Below are 18,371 nucleotides of genomic sequence, written 5' to 3'. Positions count from 1 at the left end.
CGCGGTGCTACTCGGCGGCAGGGTCCCCGTCGTCGGCCATCGTGAAGTCGTCGAACGAGAAGCCCGGCGACACCAGGCAGCTCAGCAGCACCTCGCCGTCGCCCGGGATCGTCCGCTGCCACACGCCACCGCGCACGAACGCCTGCGCGTCGTTCACCCGGTCGCGTCCGGCGTCCGGGCCGAGGGTGATCGTCGCGCCGGGTTCGGGGACGTCACCGTCGCCGCCGAGCTGCAGGTCGACGGTGTCCGGCCCGTGCCACATCCAGATCTCGTCGCTCGTGACCCGGTGCCAGGCGGAGGCCTCGCCCGGGGGCAGCAGGAAGTGGATCAGCGTGGCGGCGGGACGTTCCCCCGCGGGGGTGGCGACCGTCGCCGGCGAGGTCCAGGTGCGGACGTACCAGCCACCCTCGGGGTGCGGTTCCATGCCGAGGGCGATCGCGCGCTTCGGCACGTCGAGCCACTCGATGAGCTCACCGGTGACGGTTCGGCGTGCGGCCATGCCGGGGTGGGGTGCGGACTCGGTCATCGTTCCTCCTGGTGCGGTGCGGGGGTGTCCATGTGCGGGGAAGCCGCCTCGGTGACGACGCCCGCCGCCGCGCGGACGACCCCGCGGATCACGGTGGCGGCCGCCCGCCCGGCGCCGTCCTCGACGAGCTCGGCGAGCGCGTCCGGCACCGTGCGGGCGTCGACGTCGAAGACCGCCAGGTCGGCGCGCGCCCCGACGGCGAGGTGCCCGATGCGGTCCGGTCCGACGGCCAGCCCCATCGCGTGCGCACCGCCGAGGGTCGCCGCTGCGAGCAGTCGCTCGTGCAGGTCACGGTGCCCGTAGCCCTGGGCGCGGGCGATGCGGTGCAGCGCGGTGACGTCGGCCATCAGGTCGAGGGACGGCGACGACGACAGGGAGTCGGTGCCGATCGCGATCGGGCTGCCCTCGCGCAGGTAGTCCGCGACGGGCGGCGGGTCGAGGCCGATGACGGCGTTGGAGCGGGGGCACAGCGCCACCGCCGTGCCACGGGCGCGCAGGAGCGCCCGGTCGGCGGCGGTCATGTACACGCCGTGGGCGATGTGGCAGTCCGGCCCGAGCACGCCGAGGCGGTCGACGAACGCGGTCGCGCTGGCACCGAAGCCCAGGGCTCGCAGCGCCCGGAACGACGGCACGTTCGCCAGGTGCCAGTCGTTCCCGTGGCCGACGCCGTCGACCCCGTCGAGCCCGGGCACCGGACCGAGGGCGGTGCGCTCCCCCTCGAACGCCGCCTCACCGAGGTGCAGGTGCAGCCGCAGGCCGCGCTGCCGCACGATGTCGGGGAGCTCGAGCAGCGGAGCGACCTCGAGCGAGTACGGCGCGTGCGGCGACAGGCCGGCACCGGGTGTCGTGGGGATGCGGTCGAGTTCGTCGAGCACCTGGTCGCGACCGTGCGTCTGCCAGGCGTCGTTCTCCCAGTCCATCACCTCCCAGTACGCGATGCCACCGAGCCCGGCGTCCTGCAGCGCGGTCGAGGCCTCGATGTCGGTGACGATGTCCGCGATGCTCGTGACGCCGGCCAGGATCGACGCCCGTGCACCGTCCGCGGCCTCGGCCCGCCAGTCGTGCGGTTCGGCGTAGTCGACGTTGAACGCCGCGGCCCAGTCCTCGAACCCGTTGTACTGACGTCGGCCGACACCGGACATGCCGGTGTACTGGAGGTGCGAGTGCGCGTTCACGAGTCCGGGCAGGAGCGCGCCGCGCCACTGCCGCTCGGTGAAGGTCGCGCCGGACCCGGTGAGCTGGTCGATGACCCACGACCGGTCGCCGACGTGCAGGATGCGGCCGTCCTGCACGGCCACCGCGCCGTCGGCGATCGGCGGCGCCGTCATCGGGACGACGACGCGCGCCGAGTGCACGGTGACCGGGTGTGGACGAGCGATCATGCCGGGTCTCCGAAACGGTGGGTCCGGACGTCCGGCTCGCGGTCCGCCGGGTGCTCAGCGGGAAGGCCTGGGCCCACGGGTCGGCTCCCGAAGGCGGCGAGCGCCGCGCGGGCGGTCACGTCGTCGACCGCGGGGTCGATCGGCACGACGGCACGCTCCAGCTCGTCGCCGCGTTCCAGGAGCATCCGGACGGCGCCGAGCTGCACGGCGAACGACAGGTCCATGATCTCGACCGGGTTGCCCTCGGCCGCGGTGATGTTGATGCAGCCGCCGCCGTCGAGCACGATCGGCCCGCCGTCGGCCCCGGGGAACACGAACCGCTCGGCCTTCGGCCCCACGTCCTGGCGCCGGGCCCCGGCGGCGAGGGCGTCGTCGATGGCGATCTCCTGGTCGACCCCACCCGCGACGGCGAGGACCGCACCGTCCGCGCAGGCACGGAGCACCTCGAGGTCGATGGTGTCCGGCACCCCGGTGGCGCTCATCACGAGGTCGGCGTCGCGCACCGCCTCGACGAGCGGGGCCACGGCGTACCCGGCGAACCGCGCCTGCAGGGCGCGGACCGGGTCGGTCTCGGCGACCGTCACCCGGAACCCGAGGGCGGTCAGCACCAGGGCGACCCCCTCGCCGACGTGCCCGAACCCGGCGACGACCGCCGCGCCTCCCGGCATCACCCGGTGTGTGCCGGACGCGAGCCCGTCGACCAGGTCGAGCACCGCGAACACGGTCGACTGCCCGGTGCCGTACCGGTTGTCGAAGAACGTCTTGGTGCGGGCGTCGTTCACCGCGATCACGGGGATGCCGAGCTCGCCGCGCGCTGCCAGCACCCGCAGGGGCCGCAGGCCGCTCGTGGTCTCCTCGGCGGCGCCGAGCATCGTCGGCAGCAGGTCGGGGCGTTCCTGGTGGGCGAGCCGGATGACGTGCGAGCCGTCGTCGAGCAGGATGTGCGGCGCGGTGTCGAGCATCGCGAGGGCCAGCTGCTTCTGCTCGGGGAGCGTCGCCGTGCTGCTCGCGAACACCGTCAGGCCGGCGGACCGCAGTGCGTCGGCGACGGCGTCGTCGGTCTCGTCGGCGTGGGCGTAGACCACGACCTCGCCACCGGCGTCACGGAGCAGCAGGCTCAGCACCGCCGTCTTTGGCTCGAGGAACATCGCGACACCGATGCGTGTGCCGCGCAGGAGTCCGCCGTCGCGGAGCTCCGCGGCGACCGAGCGGGCAACCGGCATCGACCGTCGTGCCCAGCGCAGGCGGGCGTCCGCCGCGGGGTCCTCCTCGGGGTCGCGGCCGGTGGACACCAGGAAGACGTCGTCGGACAGCATCGGGACGGCGAGCACGCCGGGGCGGGCGGGTGCGACGGGGCCGAAGGCGTCCTCGTCGACGGCGGGCAGGTACCGGCCGGCGTCGATGACGACCAGGGTGGTGCCGCGCGGGCGGGCGGCGGCCTGCTCGACCGCGGGGGTCGATTCGTCGGGCGTGCCGAGGCACCAGAGCTGGTCGACGAGGTCGGACGGCTGGTGCTGGTGGTTCGGCTGCTCGGCCTCGCGCGCGCCGAGTGCGGTCAGCAGGTGCCGCAGCGCCGCGGCATCCCGGGGGTCACCGCCGACGATGCGGAACCGGCGGGCGGCGACGAGCAGGTTGGTCGCCGCGGCGAAGCGCCGAACGGCCGCCGAGGCCCAGGCCAGCGTCGCGGGGTCGGGTGCTGGCGGCATGTGCCAATCGTAGGGCGAGCGGCAGCGGCGCTCCGGCGGGGGTCAGCGCAGGCGGTCGGGTCCGGGCGTCCCGTCCCACCCGGCGGGTGCCTGCGTCGCGTCCCGCCCGCCGGGGGCCGACAGGGCCTGCGTGCGTCCGCGGTGGTGCCGGAGCACACCGACCAGCACGGCGACGCCGATGAGGCTCACGATCGCGAGCCCGATCACGTAGACGGTCGTCACGATCCCGCCGACCGCCGCCGGCACCATGCCGTACTGCGCGGCCGAGAACGGGACCCCGGACACGACGAACGCGATCAGCGTGGCGATCGTGCCGTTCGCGTCCCACAGCCCGTGCAGCACCGAGACGACCACGTACGCCACGATCGGCGGCCACGACCAGCGGAAGCGAGCGCGTCCGGTGGCTGCGCCGAACAGCACCGCACCGAGGATCGCCGTCCACAGCACGTGCCCGACCGGCGCCAGCACCGCGCGGACCACCTCGGTTTGCAGGAGCGACGCCAGGTCGATCCCCCGGGCCGTGATCGCCGCGTTGAAGGCGTAGCCCGCGGACTCGAACGCGGCGAACCCGGCACCGATCGTCGCGCCGAGCAGCGCACCCTGCCTCGCCGTCTTCGGGCGGACGCGCCACCCCACGACGACGAGCAGGACGCCCTTCACGAACTCCTCGACGAAGCCGACGACCAGGTAGAGCCCGGCTCCCTGCTCCAGGTCGGCCTCGAGCAGTGACGCCCCGAGCACCCCGAGGATCCCGCCCACGAAGAACGCCGTGACGAGCTGCATGGTGCTGACCGTGCCGGTGACCCGCTCGATCACGAACAGCACGACGGTGAACGGCACGAGGAAGCTGCCGAGCAGGATGATCGTCGGCACGAGGTTCGTGTTCTGCGTCGACACCGTGACGATGATCGTGACGACCCACAGCACGAAGCCGACGAGCAGGGTCTTCCACCACCAGCCGTGGCGGTGGTGGGGGTGTGCGACGGGCGTGTCCCAGGGCAGGCTCATGGGCACATCGTGCTCCGGGCAGGGCGAGGGGTGTCACGGGAATGCCCGGGGGCGCTCCGACGTACTCTCTGCACATGAGCGATGCGACGACTGCCCCCGACCGCGTGACCATGTTCGGTGCCGACTGGTGCCGCGACTGCCGTCGGTCCAAGGCGCTGCTCGACACCCTCGGCGTGGACTACGAGTACGTCGACGTGGAGCAGGACCTGTCCGCGGCCGACCGCGCCGAGGCCATCAGCGGCCGGAAGAACATCCCCGTCGTGGTGCTGCCCAACGGCAAGCACTTCGTCGAGCCGTCGGACGCCGAGCTGCGGGCCGAGCTCGAGGCTTCCGGCGTCGTCTGATCGGCGAACCCGACAGTCCTCCCAGGAACCCCGGAGTTTCGTCGGATGTCGGCCCTGACTCCGGCAACCATGCCGCGGCAACCGCACCCACGAGGAGGACACCGTGCTCGGTCTCATCATCAGCTTGATCATCATCGGACTCATCGCCGGCGCTCTCGCCCGGCTCATCATCCCCGGCAAGCAGAACATCGGCATCCTCATGACGATCGTCCTGGGCATCGTCGGATCGTTCGTCGGCGGGTTCCTCGGGTTCCTGATCTTCCAGCACGACCCGATGGACGGCTTCTTCCAGCCGGCCGGCATCATCGGTTCGATCATCGGCGCGATCATTGTGCTGTTCATCTACACCCGCGTCGCGGGCCGCGGCTCGCGCCGCTAGGCACGACGCTGCCGGTCTGACCGGCGAACAACCACAGTCACCCCGAACCGCGTTTCCACGTGGTTCGGGGTGACTTTGCTTGTGCGGGCCGACTGCGCGCTGCGGGCTGCGACCGGGTCGTGTCGTCCGCCACGGCCTGGAGGCGCGGTGTGGGTCGGCCCGGCACCGCGCCTCCAGGCCGTGGTCGCCCCTGCGCCGGGGGCGACGCGATGGTCACGCTGATCAGGCGGTGGCGAGCCGCCCCATCTCGCCGACGACCGCGCGCAGCCGCGCAGCCAGTTCGTCGCGGGAGCCGTCCGCTGATCGGTGGGCGGACTCGATCACGGCGGCCATCACGAGGGTGGTCGCGGTCCGCGCAGTGTCCTCGTCGACGCGCTCGGCGGCGACCGCCAGCACGGTCTGCCGCGCGTGCGCCATCCACTGCATCATCGCCGGGACCATCTCGGGGCGGGCTCGGACGAGCTCCTTCATGCGCCGGCGGTCCTGCGGCAGGGTGACCGTGTGCGCGACGAGGTCGCAGAGGTCCGACACGAGCGGCCCCGTGGCACCGAGGAACGCTGCGCGTGCCGTGTCCGGGACCGTCGTCGCCGGCAATCCGAGGGCTGCTTCGGCCTTCGACGGGAAGTAGTTGAAGAACGTCCGCGGGGAGACCCCGGCGTCCGCGCAGATCTGCTCGACGGTCACCCCGGCGAGTCCGTGGTCGGTGACGAGGGCGAGCGCCGACCGGTGGATGGCGGCCCGGGTCTGCTGCTTCTTGCGCTCCCGCAGGCCGCAGTCGGTCAGGGCGGTGGCCTCGGTGGTGGTCGGCTGGTGCACGTGCTGCGCTCCGTCTTGTTCTCGGGTTGGTGCGACGCCGGGCCCCCGCGTCCTGTGACGAGGAGGCCCGGCGTGACTCAGACCTGCGCCCGACCACCCTGAACGGGGATCGAACCGGTGACCGGGGCGGTGGGCGAGCCCATCGTGTCCGCGGCCCGCACGGCCTGCGCTTCGAGGTCGTCGGCGGTGCCGGCGTCGTCCGCCTGCTCCTGCAGGGCCGAGCTCTTGCGGAGCGGCGGCGCCTTGAAGAAGAAGCTCAGGACGAACGCGAGCAGGATCACCGCGAAGCCGACCCAGTAGACGGTCACGGCCGAGGCGTTGAACCCGGACATGAACGGCCGGGTCAGAGCAGCGTCCGCACCGTTGAGGTACGACGTGTCGCTCGTCTCGGCGTTCGAGTCGCTCGAGTCGTTCGCGCCCTTGTCGATCTGCTTCGACAGTTCCGGTGCGAGCTGGTCCACCCAGTAGGTGCGCTGCGCCGAGTCCGACCAGTCGACGACGAGCCGGCCGTCCTGCACGCTGGCGTGCGCCTTGTCGGCGGCGGCGGTGAGCGCCTGCTGCTGCACGGCGTCGGGAGCCCCTGCGGTGGCCTGGGTCACCTGGTCGGTGGCGGTGTCGAGGCCGGACTGCACCTGCTTCTGGAGCGGGGTGACGATCGGGTTCCAGATCTGGTCCATGACGCCCTGGTTCGCCTTGGCGCTGGCGACCTCCGGGTCGAGCGCCGCACTGAGGGCGGGCTTGAGGTTCGACTCGTCCGCCGTGGCGTGCAGGATGTTCGTCGGCATGAGCGAGAACAGGACGGACAGCAGGACGGCGGTGCCGAGCGTGCCACCGATCTGGCGGAAGAACGTGGCGGACGACGTCGCCACACCCATGTCACGCGGCTGCACCGAGTTCTGGGAGGCCAGGGTGATGCTCTGCATGAGCTGGCCGAGCCCGAGGCCGATCAGGAACATGCCGATCATCAGGAACCAGAGCGGCTTGTCGATCGTCATGAACGTCAGGACGACGTAGCCGAGCGACACCAGGGCGGTGCCGATGACCGGGAAGATCCGGTAGCGGCCGGTGCGCGCCACGATCTGCCCCGAGGCGATCGAGGCGATCATCAGGCCACCGATCATCGGCAGCGTCGCGAAGCCGGACTCGGTCGGCGTCAGGCCGGTGACGATCTGCAGGTACAGCGGGATGGTGAGCATCGCGCCGAACATCGCGAAGCCGACCAGGAAGCCCAGGATGGTCGCCATCGAGAACGTGCTCGAGCGGAAGAGCTTGAGCGGGATGATCGCGTCGTCCTGCATGCGGGTCTCGATCACCAGGAAGGCGACGAGGCCGAGCGCACCGATGACGTAGCAGGCGATCGCGCTGGCCGAACCCCAACCCCACGTGCGGCCCTGCTCCGCGACGAGGAGCAGCGGCGCGAGCGTGACGATGACCGAGGTCGCGCCCCACCAGTCGATGCGCGGCTTGGCCTTGGCCTCGCCGAACTTCGGCAGGTGCAGGAACGCGATCACCATGAGGAGCGCGGCGACGCCGATCGGCACGTTGATCAGGAACACCCAGCGCCAGCCGGTGATGCCGACGATCGAGCTCGCACCGGCGAACAGTCCACCGATGAGCGGGCCGATCACGGACGAGATGCCGAAGACCGCCAGGAAGTAGCCCTGGTACTTCGCACGCTCACGGGGCGCGAGGATGTCGCCCATGATCGCGAGCGGGAGCGACATCAGCGCACCGGCACCGATGCCCTGGAACGCGCGGAAGGCGGCGAGCATGGTCATCGACGTCGACAGGGTCGAGAGCAGCGACCCGAGGATGAAGACCGCGATGCCGAAGATGTAGAGCGGGCGACGGCCGAAGACGTCGGAGAGCTTGCCGTAGATCGGCGTGGTGATGGTCGACGCGATCAGGTAGGCCGTCGTGACCCAGGCCTGCTGGTCGAGGCCGTGCAGGTCGTCACCGATCGTGCGGATCGCCGTGCCGACGATGGTCTGGTCGAGGGACGACAGGAACATGCCCGCCATCAGGCCGTAGATGACGAGCAGGATCTGGCGGTGCGACATGATCGGCTTGCCCGGCGTGCTCGCCGGGGAGTCCTGTCGTCCGCGCGACACCTCGACGGGTGCGGTGGCAGTGGACATTCGGGGTTCCTCACAGGGGATGTGGCGTGGTGGTCGTCGGCCTGGTCGGGACCCCCGAACGAGGGTCAACCTTGCAGGCTCTGCAACTTTACACCGTCAGCACCTTTGCCGCCAACGCAAAGTTGCCGAGCGTGCACGTTCGTGTACGGGTTTTCAGGTAGCGTCGGCGCATGGGGCGAACCACCTGGACCGACGTACCGACGACGCTGCGGCAGCAGGTGGAGGGGGTGCTGGGCGGTCCGGTCGTGACCGCCGAGTCCCAGGCGAGCGGGTGGTCGCCCGGAAGCGCCGACCGGGTGACGACCGCGGCGGGGGAACGAGCCTTCGTGAAGACGGTGTCGCGCTCGCGCAACGAGGCCGCCCTCGACCTGCACCGCCGCGAGGCCGAGGTCATGGCCCAGCTGCCGACCACCGTGCAGGCACCGCGGCTGCTCGACGCGCTGCACGCCACGGTCGACGGCGACGACTGGGTCGCGCTCGTGCTCGAGGACGTCGCAGGGCAGCACCCGGGCGAGCACCTCGACGGATCGGACACGACGGCCGTGCTCGACGCACTCCACACACTGCCGCTCGCGACCGATGGGCTGGCGACGCTCCCCCGCATCGCCGAGGACCTGCGCGGTGAGTTCGGAGCCTGGGACCGGATGCTGGCTGCCGGCTCGAACGCCGTCCGCGTCGCCGAGGTCGTCCCGCCGCACGTCCTCGACGCCGGCCCCGCGATCGCCCGCGCGGCGTCGGGGGCAGCTGACCTCGTCGACGGCGAGCACCTCGTGCACGCCGACTGCCGAGCGGACAACCTGCTCGTCGACGACGCCGGGCGCGTCTGGGTGGTGGACTGGCCCTGGGCGAGCGTGGGCGCGCACTGGCTCGACCCGCTGACCTACCTGCTCGACACGCTGGTCCGCGGTGAGGACGACGACGTCGAACACCACCTCGCCACGCACCCGGTCTTCGCCGGGGTGCCCGCCGCCACGATCGACGCCGTGCTGGCCGGGCTCGCCGGACTGTTCTTCGAGCACGCCCTGCCCCCGGCTCCGCCGAACATGCCCACCATCCGCGACTTCCAACGGCGCGAGGGCGTGGCGGCCGCCGAGTGGCTGCTCCGCCGCTGGGCCGCCTGACAGCGCATCCGCCCGAGCGGGGGACGCGTGGTGTCCAGGGAGCGCAGCGCACCGGAGCGTACGGTCCACCGCATGACTGACGAGCACCGCACCCCGCGTCCGGAAGACGACGCCGCGCGCCTCGGTCTCGTCGTCGTCGGAGAGGCAGCAGCCCTGCAGTCCGGCGACGAGGCGGCACTGGACGCGAGCGAGCAGAACATCCGCGACACGATCGACGAACTGGTCGACGAACCCCTGACCCCTCGGCAGGAGGAGGTCGTCGAGCGGCTCGCCGCGGCAGGCGGCACCCTGACCGCCGGACTCAGCGGCGCCCTCGCCGCCCAGAGCGGTCGCAGCGTCGACGACGTGCTCGAGGGTGCGGCCCGCAGTGTCGTGTGGCAGCAGCGGCTCGCGGACGAGCGTGAGGACGCCGGCGCGCAGCAGCGCGACCCGCAGAACGAGAACGGGCACGACGAGGGCTGATCCCCGTCGCGCCCGCTGCAGGCACCCGCTCGGTTACTCGGCCGGCTCGACCTGTGGCACCGACTGCTCGCGCACGACGGCACGGGCAGCCGCCTGTCCCGTCGTGGTGCTCTTCACGATGTCGCTCAGGGTGAACCCGGCGGTGGCGCCGAGCAACGCGTCGACCTCGCTGAACTGACTGACGACGCTCTTCGACAGGGCACCGGCGCCCTCGGAGGACACCACGGTGAGCGTGTCGATGTTGCTCATCGGCGCCGCGAGCTCGCGGGCGATGCTCGGCAGCGTCTCGATCGCCTTGACCCGCAGGACGGCCTCGGAGTGCTGGGCGAGCGCGTCGGCCTGCGCCTTGGTCGCATCGGCCTCGGCCTGACCCTTCGCACGGATCGCGTCGGCGGCGGCCTCACCCTCGGCGCGGGACGCGTCGGCAGCGAGCTTGCGGGCGTCCGCCTCGGCCTTCGCCTCGGCCGCGACGGCCTCCGCGGAGATCCGACGGGCCTCGGCCTGGGCGCGTGCGGTCTCGACCTGGGCCCCGGCGGCGGCTTCGGCCTCGACGCGGGTCTTGCGCGCCTGAGCCTCGGCGACGGCGGAGACCTCGGACTCGAGCTCGGCACGGCGCAGCTCGGCACGCTTCTGCGCGGTGATCTGCTCCTGCTCGACGACACCCTGGGACGCACGCGCCTGGGCAAGTGGGCCGGCGGCAGCGGCTTCGGCGGACGCACGGTCGGCGTCGAGCTGCAGCGCGGCACGGCGGATGGCCAGGGTGTTCTCGGCCTCGGCGATCGCCTGGTCGGCGGTCGCGCGGGCTTCTCGCGCTTCACGGTCGGCCTGGGCCTCGGCGTTCTCGGCCTCGAGTCGCACGCGTGCACGCTCGGCACGGCCGAGGTCGCTGATGTACTCGTTGCGGTCCGAGATGCCCTTGATCTCGAACGAGTCGACGTCGAGCCCCTGGCTGTGCAGCGCGTCCTTGGCGACGTCGAGCACAGCGACGGTGAGCTGATCGCGCTTGCGGATGATGGTCGACACGTCGGTCGCACCGATCGAGGCGCGGAGCGAACCGGACAGGACCTCGCGCGCGAAGTCGTCGATCTTCTTCTCCTGCCCGAGGAACCGCTGTGCGGCCGCCCGGATCGAGGCGTCGGTCTCGCCGACCTTGACGAGCGCGACGGCCTCGACGTCGATGGTGACACCGCGGGAGTCCTGCGCGTTGACGTTGATGTCGATCGCACGCGAGCTGAGCGACAGCTTCGCGACCTTCTCGAAGAAGGGGCGGACGAGCACGCCGGCGCCGAGCACGACCTTGATGCCGGACTCGACGGTCTCGGTGCCGTCGGCGTTCTTGACCTTGCGGGAGCGCTTGCCCGTGATGATGAGCGCTTCGTCGGCACCGGCGTTGCGGTACACGACCTTGGCGTAGATCAGCGCGATCACGGCGAGGACGATGATCCCCACGATGATCAGCGGGACGGCTCCGAGCGCGAACAGGACTTCCATGACTCCCCCTTGAGGACCAGGCGCCAGCCTGGATTCCGCATCTGTTGTTCCGTTGGCTCCCATCCTAGGAGCGCACGCGGACAGCGGGGCCACGCTGGGGAGGGTTGGGGACAACAGACGGGAGGCGCGGTGCAGGATCACCTGCACCGCGCCTCCCGTCCGGGGTTGCGTCAGCGCCTACGCGCCCGCACGCCACCACTCGTCGAAGGGCGTCGCCGGCACCTGGCGCTTGTGCTCCGTCGCGCGGTAGCGCGACTCGATCGCCTCGGCGACCTCGACCGGCACGTCGTGGCCCTGCAGGTAGGCGTCGATCTCGGCGTAGGTGAGTCCGAGGTTCGCCTCGTCGGTCTGCCCGGGCAGTTCGTCGAGCAGGTCGGCGGTGGGCGCCTTCTCGTACAGGCGGGCCGGTGCGCCGAGGTGCTCGAGCAGCTGCCGCCCCTGGCTCTTCGACAGCCCGGTGAGCGGGGTGAGGTCGACGCCGCCGTCGCCGTACTTGGTGAAGAAGCCCGTGACGGCCTCGGCCGCGTGGTCCGTGCCGACCACCAGCAGGCCGCGCTGCCCGGCGATCGCGTACTGGGCGACCATCCGCATGCGCGCCTTGACGTTGCCCTTCACGAAGTCGCTCAGCTCGACGCCCGAGGCCGCGGTGTCCTCCATGACCCCGTCGACCCCGTGCTCGATGTTCACGGTGACGCCCGGGTCGGCAGCGATGAACTGCAGGGCGAGCTGGGCGTCGTCCTCGTCGGCCTGCACCCGGTAGGGCATGCGGACGGTCGTGAACTCGGCCGGGTGCCCCTCGGCTCGGAGCGACTCGACCGCGAGCTGGGTCAGGCGGCCGGCCAGGGTGGAGTCCTGCCCGCCGCTGATGGCGAGGAGGTACCCCTTCGCCCCGGTCGTCAGCAGGTAGTCGCGCAGGAACCCGACACGACGGGCGACCTCCTGCTCCGGGTCGATGGTCGGCTGGACGTTGAGGTCCGCTGCGATGGCGGCTTGGAGTTCACGCACCACCCCAGTATCACGCCGATCCGGCTCCGTGGACCGGCAGGTTCCCGAAGACGTCCATCGGATCAACCGGGAGGTCCCGGGGCGGCGGTGACCCGATCACCACCGCCCCGGGGATCCGCGACGACCCGAACGCGTCGCGGACCCGGTGAGGCGGACGCCGGTACCCGCCGGCGCCCGTCCTGGTCAGGCGCGACGAACTCGTCGCGCCGGGATCGCGGTGGGTGATCCGTGGTGTGGCACGGTGCCCCCTCCTCCGACGGGGTCTCCGCCGCTGATCCGCCCCCGGTGGTCAGCCAGGGGATGTGGGGCCCGTCGAACGGGCCGGAGGCGGCTGGTGAGGCCGCTTGCTGTGGAAGGTATCAGGGTCCGGGCAGGACTCGACACCCCCGTTGTGGGGGCATGATCCGATTCGGCATCGTTGACAGTTTGATGTCTAACAGTTAGAGTCCTGATCATGCAGGCACCGGACTTCACGACACCGCTCCAGCTCATGCGGTGGATCGGATGGGCACAGCGCAAGGGCGCCGAGGAGTGGGTCCGTGAGCGCGACCTCACCCACGAGCAGTCCTTCGTGCTCGGGTACCTGCAGGAACACCCCGGCGCCATCCAGCGGGACATCGCCGAGGCCACCCGGACCAGCGCGGCCAGCGTCTCGAGTCTCCTGCAGGGACTCGAGCGGCGTGGCCTGATCGAACGACGACCGGACGCCACGAACGGGCGGACGAAGACGGTGCACGCCACCCAGGCGGGCATCGACCTCATCGCCGGGTTCACCGACGCGATGGTCGCCCTCGACGACTCCCTGCTCGCACCGCTCGACGCGGACGAACGCGCCACCCTGCGGCGGCTGCTGCAGAAGGTGACCGCGGAACTCGCGCCGCCGACCCGCTAGCCGCACCACCCGCACCAGCGCACCACCCGCGCCACCGCACCACCCGCGCCACCGCACCGACCCGCTCCAGGCACGACGCGCCTCCCGGCCGGATCCGCCGGTGCGCCCTCGCGACTCCGCGATCCCGCGACCCCGCGATCCCGCGACTTCGCGACCCCGCCGGTCGCGCTCCCCCCCCTGCCGTGCCGGCGTCCGTCGGCGCGCCCACCGTCATGCCCGGAAGGGAACCGTCATGTCCTCCACCACCACCACCGCTGCGGCGACGAACCGCTGGTACCTCTCCGCTGCGCCGATCGCCCGAGCCCTGGTGCACCTGTGTGTGCCGATGGCCGCCGCGATGGTCGTCAGCGCCCTGTACAACGTCATCAACGCGGGCTTCATCGGCGCCCAGCACGACACGTCCCTGCTCGCCGCGATCACCTTCGGCACGCCGCTGCTCGGCCTCGTGATGGCCGTGGGCGGGGTGTTCGGCGTCGGCGGCAGCGCCTTGATGTCCCGGTTGCTCGGAGCATCGGAACACGATCCCGACAAGGCGCGGGACATCAAGCACGTCGCCTCGTTCGCCCTGTGGGGAGCCGTGGTGACCGGCGCCGTGCTCGGCGTCGTCGGACTCCTGCTGCTCCGCCCGCTCGTCGCCGTCCTCGGTGCCGACGCGGCAGCGGTCCCCGCCACGAGCGAGTACGTCGCCGTGATGCTCGCGTTCGTCCCCGTCCTCGCCGCGTCCTTCGCGCTCGAGCAGATCGTCCGCTCCGAGGGTGCCGCTCGGCAGGCGATGATCGGCCTGGTCCTGTCCACGGTGGGCAACCTGGTGTTCGACGTCCTGTTCATCCTGGGGCTGCACTGGGGTGTCGGCGGCGCCGCACTCGCGGTGGGCTTGGCCAACGTGGTCTCGATCGCCTACTGGGTGACGTGGCTGCAGCGGAACAGCGAGAATGTCAGCTTCGCGCCGAAGTGGTTCACCCTGCGTGCGGACATCCTGAAGCCCGTGTTCGGCATCGGCGTCGGCGAGCTGCTGCAGTCCGCATTCCTCATCGTCACGACACTCGTCCTCAACAACCTCGCGGCCGCGTACGGTGACGACCCGCTGGCAGCGATGGGCGTCGCGGTCCGCATCGCCCAGGTGCCGGAGTTCCTGGTGATGGGCGTGACCATCGGCGTGCTGCCGCTGCTCGCCTACGCGTTCGGCGCGGGCGACGCCGATAGACTCCGCTCCGGCCTGCGCGCCGCGGCCCTGACCGTCGGCGGCATCGCGCTCGTCTTCTCCGGCACCGTGTTCGTGTTCCGCGAGCAGGTCTTCACGATCTTCTCCGGTGACCACTCGGTGCTCGCGATCGGCATGACGATCCTGACGGCACAGCTCGTCGCCGCCGTCGTCAACGGGTTCACGGGACTGCTCACCTCGCTGTTCCAGGCGACCGGGATGGTCATGCCCGCGATGGTGCTGTCGATGGCGCAGGGCGTGTTGTTCATCCCGATCGTGATCGCCGGCAACCTGTGGTTCGGACTCTCCGGGATCATCTGGGCACTCACCGTCACCGAGGGCATCGTGTTCGTCGCCGCCGTCGTCCTCTGGCTGGCGACGCGGGGCCGCATCACCCGAGGCCTGGCCGAGGGCAGCGCGGCACGCGCCGACGCCGCGCTGGAGGCCACCCCGGTGGCGTGAGGCGCGTCGCCCCCGGCGTCACGCACCACGTGCGGACGGGAGGCCCGGTGCCGGTCCGGCACCGGGCCTCCCGTCCGTCGCGAGGTCGCGTTCCGTGCGCCGCGTGCGCTTCGTGAGCAGGAACGGTCGGATGCGCGCGTGCGACCCGACCGCTTCTGCTCACGAAGTGCGCGACGCGGCGGCGCCCGCGCGCTACGCGCTGCGGCCCCGCCGCAGCAGCAGCACGACGACCGCGCCGGCCACCAGGACGGCTCCGGCGCCGAGGCCGATCCACACGCCCGGCGCGATGCCCGGCGACGAGGACGGAGCACCGTCCGAGGCTCCGGTGGCCGTCGCGGTGGCGCTCGGCGTGGGAGCCGTGCTCGCCGTCGGGGCCGGGGTGGCACTCGCGCTCGGGGTCGACGCCGGGGCTGCGGCCCGGTACTCGAACGCGAGCGTGCCCTCGATCGGGTGGCCGTCCGGCGACACGTACCGCCAGAGCACCGTGTAGCTGCCCTGGTCGAGGTCGACCGCGCGGCGCATGGTCGTCCCGGAGACCCTCACGTCACCCGTGGCGACGTCGGCACCGGAGGCATCCGTCACCTGGATCCGGAGTCCGGCGTCGAGGCCGGCGAGCGGCGCTTCCGAGAAGGTCAGGTCGACGGACTCGAGCGGTTCGGTGACGACCGCCCCGTCCGCCGGGGTACTGCTGGTCAGGGCCGAGTGGGCCGACGCGGGCTGGACACCGACGAGCGTCAGCAGTCCCGCCGCGACGATCGCCAGTGCCGCCGCGGTGGTTCGGGCTGTGCGCATGCGCAGACTCTACCGACGGCCGAGCGGCAGCCCGCTGGGGGTCAGAGCTGCTCGCCGAGGAAGTCCGCGTAGGTGGGCTCGTAGCGCGCTTCGCTGACGCTGACGAGCTGGTGGCCGGTTCCTTCGAGGCGTTCGGCGACGAGGGCGGCGAGGTCCTCGGGCGAACGGAGCCCGTGGCGGTGCCACGCGTTCTGGATGGTGGCGGTCATGGCGACCAGCCCTTCGTCGAGATGATGCGCATCTCGGATCCGCCCGGGTCGACCCGCTGTGCCAGACCCCACAGATCGTGAGGAGCATCGTGACGACGAGTCCCTGATGACTGACCCGGTACCGCAACGATACGGTCGGGCCGGATCGCCGTCGAGGCGGATGCGCTTCGCGGCTGACGGACGGACGGGAGGCCCGGTGCCAGCTGGCACCGGGCCTCCCGTCCTAAGGGGGTCGCGCCCAGGGCGCGGATCCGCTCGATCAGTCGGTGCCGGAGTCGAAGGCCGCGCCCTCGGACGCGAGGTCCGTCCGACGACCCATCGCGTCCTCGGCGTCGGAGGCGACGATCGCGCCGCCGAGGATCTCCTCGGCCTCGCCCGCCTCGAGCTCGCCGACGAGCTCGGCCGTCGCGCCACCGATGAGGCCGGCGGCGGCGTACTGCTCGAGCCGCGAACGGGAGTCCGCGATGTCGAGGTTGCGCATGGTGAGCTGGCCGATGCGGTCGTCCGGGCCGAAGGCGGCGTCGCCGACGCGCTCCATCGACAGCTTGTCCGGGTGGTACGACAGCGCGGGGCCCGTGGTGTCGAGGATCGTGTAGTCGTCGCCGCGACGCAGGCGCAGCGTGACCTCGCCGGTGACGGCGGAGGCGACCCAGCGCTGCAGCGACTCGCGGAGCATGAGGGACTGCGGGTCGAGCCAGCGGCCCTCGTACATCAGGCGACCGAGACGGCGACCCTCGTTGTGGTACGAGGCGACCGTGTCCTCGTTGTGGATCGCGTTGAGCAGGCGCTCGTAGGCGATGTGCAGCAGCGCCATGCCCGGAGCTTCGTAGATGCCACGGCTCTTCGCTTCGATGATGCGGTTCTCGATCTGGTCGGACGCACCCAGGCCGTGGCGGCCACCGATGGCGTTCGCTTCGTAGACCAGGGCCACCGCGTCCGTGTACTCGACGCCGTTGATCGCGACGGGGCGACCGGCCTCGAACCGGACGCTGACGATCTCGGTCGCGACCTCGACGTCGTCACGCCAGGCTGCGACACCCATGATCGGCTCGACGATGTCCAGGCCGCTCGACAGCTCTTCGAGGCTCTTCGCCTCGTGCGTCGCGCCCCAGATGTTCGCGTCGGTCGAGTACGCCTTCTCGGTGGAGTCGCGGTACGGGAACCCGCGGGCGACGAGCCACTCGCTCATCTCCTTGCGGCCGCCGAGCTCCTCGACGAACTCGGAGTCGAGCCACGGCTTGTAGACGCGCAGGCGCGGGTTGGCCATCAGGCCGTAGCGGTAGAACCGCTCGATGTCGTTGCCCTTGTAGGTGGAGCCGTCGCCCCAGATGTCGACGCCGTCTTCCTTCATCGCGCGGACGAGCATCGTGCCCGTCACCGCGCGGCCGAGCGGCGTCGTGTTGAAGTACGTCTTGCCACCGGAGCGGATGTGGAACGCACCCGTCTGCAGGGCGACCAGGCCTTCTTCGACCAGGGCGCTCTTCGCGTCGACCAGTCGGGCGATCTCGGCGCCGTACTCGTGGGCGCGGCTCGGCACGGCGTCGATGTCCGGCTCGTCGTACTGGCCGATGTCGGCTGTGTACGTGCAGGGGATCGCTCCCTTCTCGCGCATCCAGGCAACGGCGCAGGAGGTGTCGAGACCCCCTGAGAACGCGATGCCGACTCGTTCGCCGACGGGGAGACTGCTCAGGACCTTGGACACGGGGTCAATCGTACGGGGCCAGCGGGCTCGACTACCGTCCGGGGCGACGGTTGTGGAGAACTGCCCTGCAACCTGACCCGCCGTCACACCAGGAAGGGAACGAGATGACTACCGATGCCCTCGACGTCCGGGCGGAGCTCCGCGCTTTGATCGAGCGCCGTTCCGCCACGCTCGACGTGATCGCACAGACGACCGGGATCTCGGAGTCGACTCTCTCCGCGTACCTGGACGGCCCAGGGACCGAGCACCAGGGCCTGACCTCCCTCGGGACCGGACTGACTCCCGACGAATCGCAGCGGCTCGCCGTCCTCGCAGCCATGCTGGCCGCAGCTCCGAGCGTGCCCGACGACAACCGCGTCCGCGGCATCCTCGAGGCTCTCACGCAGGCCTCGGGGCTGACGGTCGCGAACATCGCGTCGCTCACCGGGATCGCGGAGTCCGACCTCGACGCGTTCACGAACGATCCGACCGGGGTGAGCGCTGCCGTGAAGTACTCGATCGCGACCAGGACCTCGTTCCTCGTGAACGCCGTCAACCTCGCGACACCGAGGCACTGAGCGATACCAACGCGCGGAAGGGACTCGAACCACTTCGATGTACTGGTGCCCCTGGACAGCACTGCAGGGACTCGAACCCCTTCGACCTGCTGGTGCCCCTGGAGGGACTCGAACCCCCAACCGTTTCCTTAGGACGGAACTGCTCTTCCATTGAGCTACAGAGGCTGGCCCGTCCACT

General features: G+C 71.4%; 18 protein-coding genes and 1 tRNA gene. 7 read left to right on the top strand and 12 right to left on the bottom strand.

Annotated elements, in window-relative coordinates; translation table 11 throughout:
* Positions 1-7: 7 nt before the first annotated feature.
* From HQQ79_RS06240 to HQQ79_RS06225, 4 genes are read right to left on the bottom strand one after another with little or no spacing between them, the layout of a single operon-like run.
* Entirely contained in the window at positions 8-526 is a 519-nt protein-coding gene (locus tag HQQ79_RS06240) for a cupin domain-containing protein (RefSeq protein WP_254066069.1), read from the bottom strand.
* The gene (locus tag HQQ79_RS06235) at positions 523-1,908 is read right to left on the bottom strand and encodes an amidohydrolase family protein (RefSeq protein ID WP_173032999.1); all 1,386 of its coding nucleotides are present in this window, start codon (positions 1,906-1,908) and stop codon (positions 523-525) included. Before HQQ79_RS06235 ends, HQQ79_RS06240 begins: the two co-directional genes overlap by 4 nt.
* Positions 1,905-3,614, bottom strand: coding sequence for an adenosylhomocysteinase (locus tag HQQ79_RS06230; RefSeq protein WP_173032991.1), 1,710 nt, complete (start codon positions 3,612-3,614; stop codon positions 1,905-1,907). Before HQQ79_RS06230 ends, HQQ79_RS06235 begins: the two co-directional genes overlap by 4 nt.
* Positions 3,615-3,656: 42 nt before the next feature.
* Positions 3,657-4,622 (bottom strand): PrsW family intramembrane metalloprotease, encoded by a 966-nt coding sequence (locus tag HQQ79_RS06225; protein ID WP_173032989.1) that lies wholly within the window; start codon positions 4,620-4,622, stop codon positions 3,657-3,659.
* A 74-nt stretch (positions 4,623-4,696) separates the two neighbouring features.
* Between HQQ79_RS06225 and HQQ79_RS06220 the strand changes: the two genes are divergently transcribed.
* Both HQQ79_RS06220 and HQQ79_RS06215 read left to right on the top strand, forming a co-directional pair.
* Positions 4,697-4,966, top strand: coding sequence for a glutaredoxin family protein (locus HQQ79_RS06220; RefSeq protein WP_017888006.1), 270 nt, complete (start codon positions 4,697-4,699; stop codon positions 4,964-4,966).
* A gap of 103 nt (positions 4,967-5,069) precedes the next feature.
* The gene (locus HQQ79_RS06215) at positions 5,070-5,345 is read left to right on the top strand and encodes a GlsB/YeaQ/YmgE family stress response membrane protein (RefSeq protein WP_027466577.1); all 276 of its coding nucleotides are present in this window, start codon (positions 5,070-5,072) and stop codon (positions 5,343-5,345) included.
* Positions 5,346-5,567: 222 nt separating this feature from the next.
* Here HQQ79_RS06215 and HQQ79_RS06210 read toward each other — a convergent pair whose 3' ends face one another.
* Positions 5,568-6,161 carry a TetR/AcrR family transcriptional regulator gene (locus HQQ79_RS06210; protein ID WP_173032987.1) on the bottom strand — a complete coding sequence of 198 codons (594 nt, stop codon included), beginning with the start codon at positions 6,159-6,161 and terminating at the stop codon, positions 5,568-5,570.
* 77 nt (positions 6,162-6,238) lie between these two features.
* Positions 6,239-8,221 (bottom strand): MDR family MFS transporter, encoded by a 1,983-nt coding sequence (locus HQQ79_RS06205; protein ID WP_254066170.1) that lies wholly within the window; start codon positions 8,219-8,221, stop codon positions 6,239-6,241.
* Positions 8,222-8,469: 248 nt separating this feature from the next.
* Between HQQ79_RS06205 and HQQ79_RS06200 the strand changes: the two genes are divergently transcribed.
* Positions 8,470-9,420 (top strand): phosphotransferase, encoded by a 951-nt coding sequence (locus HQQ79_RS06200; RefSeq protein ID WP_173032983.1) that lies wholly within the window; start codon positions 8,470-8,472, stop codon positions 9,418-9,420.
* A 72-nt stretch (positions 9,421-9,492) separates the two neighbouring features.
* Positions 9,493-9,882, top strand: a complete 390-nt coding sequence (locus HQQ79_RS06195) for a hypothetical protein (protein ID WP_071244081.1) — start codon at positions 9,493-9,495, stop codon at positions 9,880-9,882.
* A gap of 33 nt (positions 9,883-9,915) precedes the next feature.
* On the opposite strand, the gene HQQ79_RS06190 is transcribed toward HQQ79_RS06195, so the two are convergent.
* Together HQQ79_RS06190 and nadE are read right to left on the bottom strand one after the other, a co-directional pair.
* On the bottom strand, positions 9,916-11,373 hold the full coding sequence (locus HQQ79_RS06190) for an SPFH domain-containing protein (RefSeq protein ID WP_071244079.1): 1,458 nt from the start codon (positions 11,371-11,373) through the stop codon (positions 9,916-9,918).
* A 177-nt stretch (positions 11,374-11,550) separates the two neighbouring features.
* Positions 11,551-12,378 carry an ammonia-dependent NAD(+) synthetase gene (nadE, locus tag HQQ79_RS06185; RefSeq protein WP_071244153.1) on the bottom strand — a complete coding sequence of 276 codons (828 nt, stop codon included), beginning with the start codon at positions 12,376-12,378 and terminating at the stop codon, positions 11,551-11,553.
* Positions 12,379-12,832: 454 nt separating this feature from the next.
* Between nadE and HQQ79_RS06180 the strand changes: the two genes are divergently transcribed.
* Together HQQ79_RS06180 and HQQ79_RS06175 are read left to right on the top strand one after the other, a co-directional pair.
* Complete coding sequence (locus tag HQQ79_RS06180; RefSeq protein ID WP_027466582.1) at positions 12,833-13,270, top strand: MarR family winged helix-turn-helix transcriptional regulator; 438 nt, start codon at positions 12,833-12,835, stop codon at positions 13,268-13,270.
* A 232-nt stretch (positions 13,271-13,502) separates the two neighbouring features.
* Positions 13,503-14,933: an MATE family efflux transporter gene (locus tag HQQ79_RS06175; protein ID WP_173032981.1), complete on the top strand. Its 1,431-nt coding sequence runs from the start codon at positions 13,503-13,505 to the stop codon at positions 14,931-14,933.
* A gap of 192 nt (positions 14,934-15,125) precedes the next feature.
* Here the strand turns inward: HQQ79_RS06175 and HQQ79_RS06170 are convergent, their stop codons facing one another.
* From HQQ79_RS06170 to argG, 3 genes are all read right to left on the bottom strand, one after another.
* Complete coding sequence (locus HQQ79_RS06170; protein ID WP_173032979.1) at positions 15,126-15,725, bottom strand: copper resistance CopC family protein; 600 nt, start codon at positions 15,723-15,725, stop codon at positions 15,126-15,128.
* 41 nt (positions 15,726-15,766) lie between these two features.
* Positions 15,767-15,934, bottom strand: a complete 168-nt coding sequence (locus HQQ79_RS06165) for a hypothetical protein (RefSeq protein ID WP_155896891.1) — start codon at positions 15,932-15,934, stop codon at positions 15,767-15,769.
* A gap of 259 nt (positions 15,935-16,193) precedes the next feature.
* Positions 16,194-17,636 (bottom strand): argininosuccinate synthase, encoded by a 1,443-nt coding sequence (gene argG / locus HQQ79_RS06160; protein WP_042540079.1) that lies wholly within the window; start codon positions 17,634-17,636, stop codon positions 16,194-16,196.
* A gap of 104 nt (positions 17,637-17,740) precedes the next feature.
* Between argG and HQQ79_RS06155 the strand changes: the two genes are divergently transcribed.
* Positions 17,741-18,193 (top strand): HTH domain-containing protein, encoded by a 453-nt coding sequence (locus tag HQQ79_RS06155; protein WP_173032977.1) that lies wholly within the window; start codon positions 17,741-17,743, stop codon positions 18,191-18,193.
* Between the two features lie 90 nt (positions 18,194-18,283).
* On the opposite strand, the gene HQQ79_RS06150 is transcribed toward HQQ79_RS06155, so the two are convergent.
* Positions 18,284-18,358 (bottom strand) — tRNA-Arg (locus HQQ79_RS06150).
* Positions 18,359-18,371 lie beyond the last annotated feature (13 nt).

This window comes from Curtobacterium sp. VKM Ac-2852 (assembly GCF_013205045.1).
GTDB lineage: Bacteria > Actinomycetota > Actinomycetes > Actinomycetales > Microbacteriaceae > Curtobacterium > Curtobacterium flaccumfaciens.
This window is presented reverse-complemented; position numbering and strand designations above follow the sequence as displayed.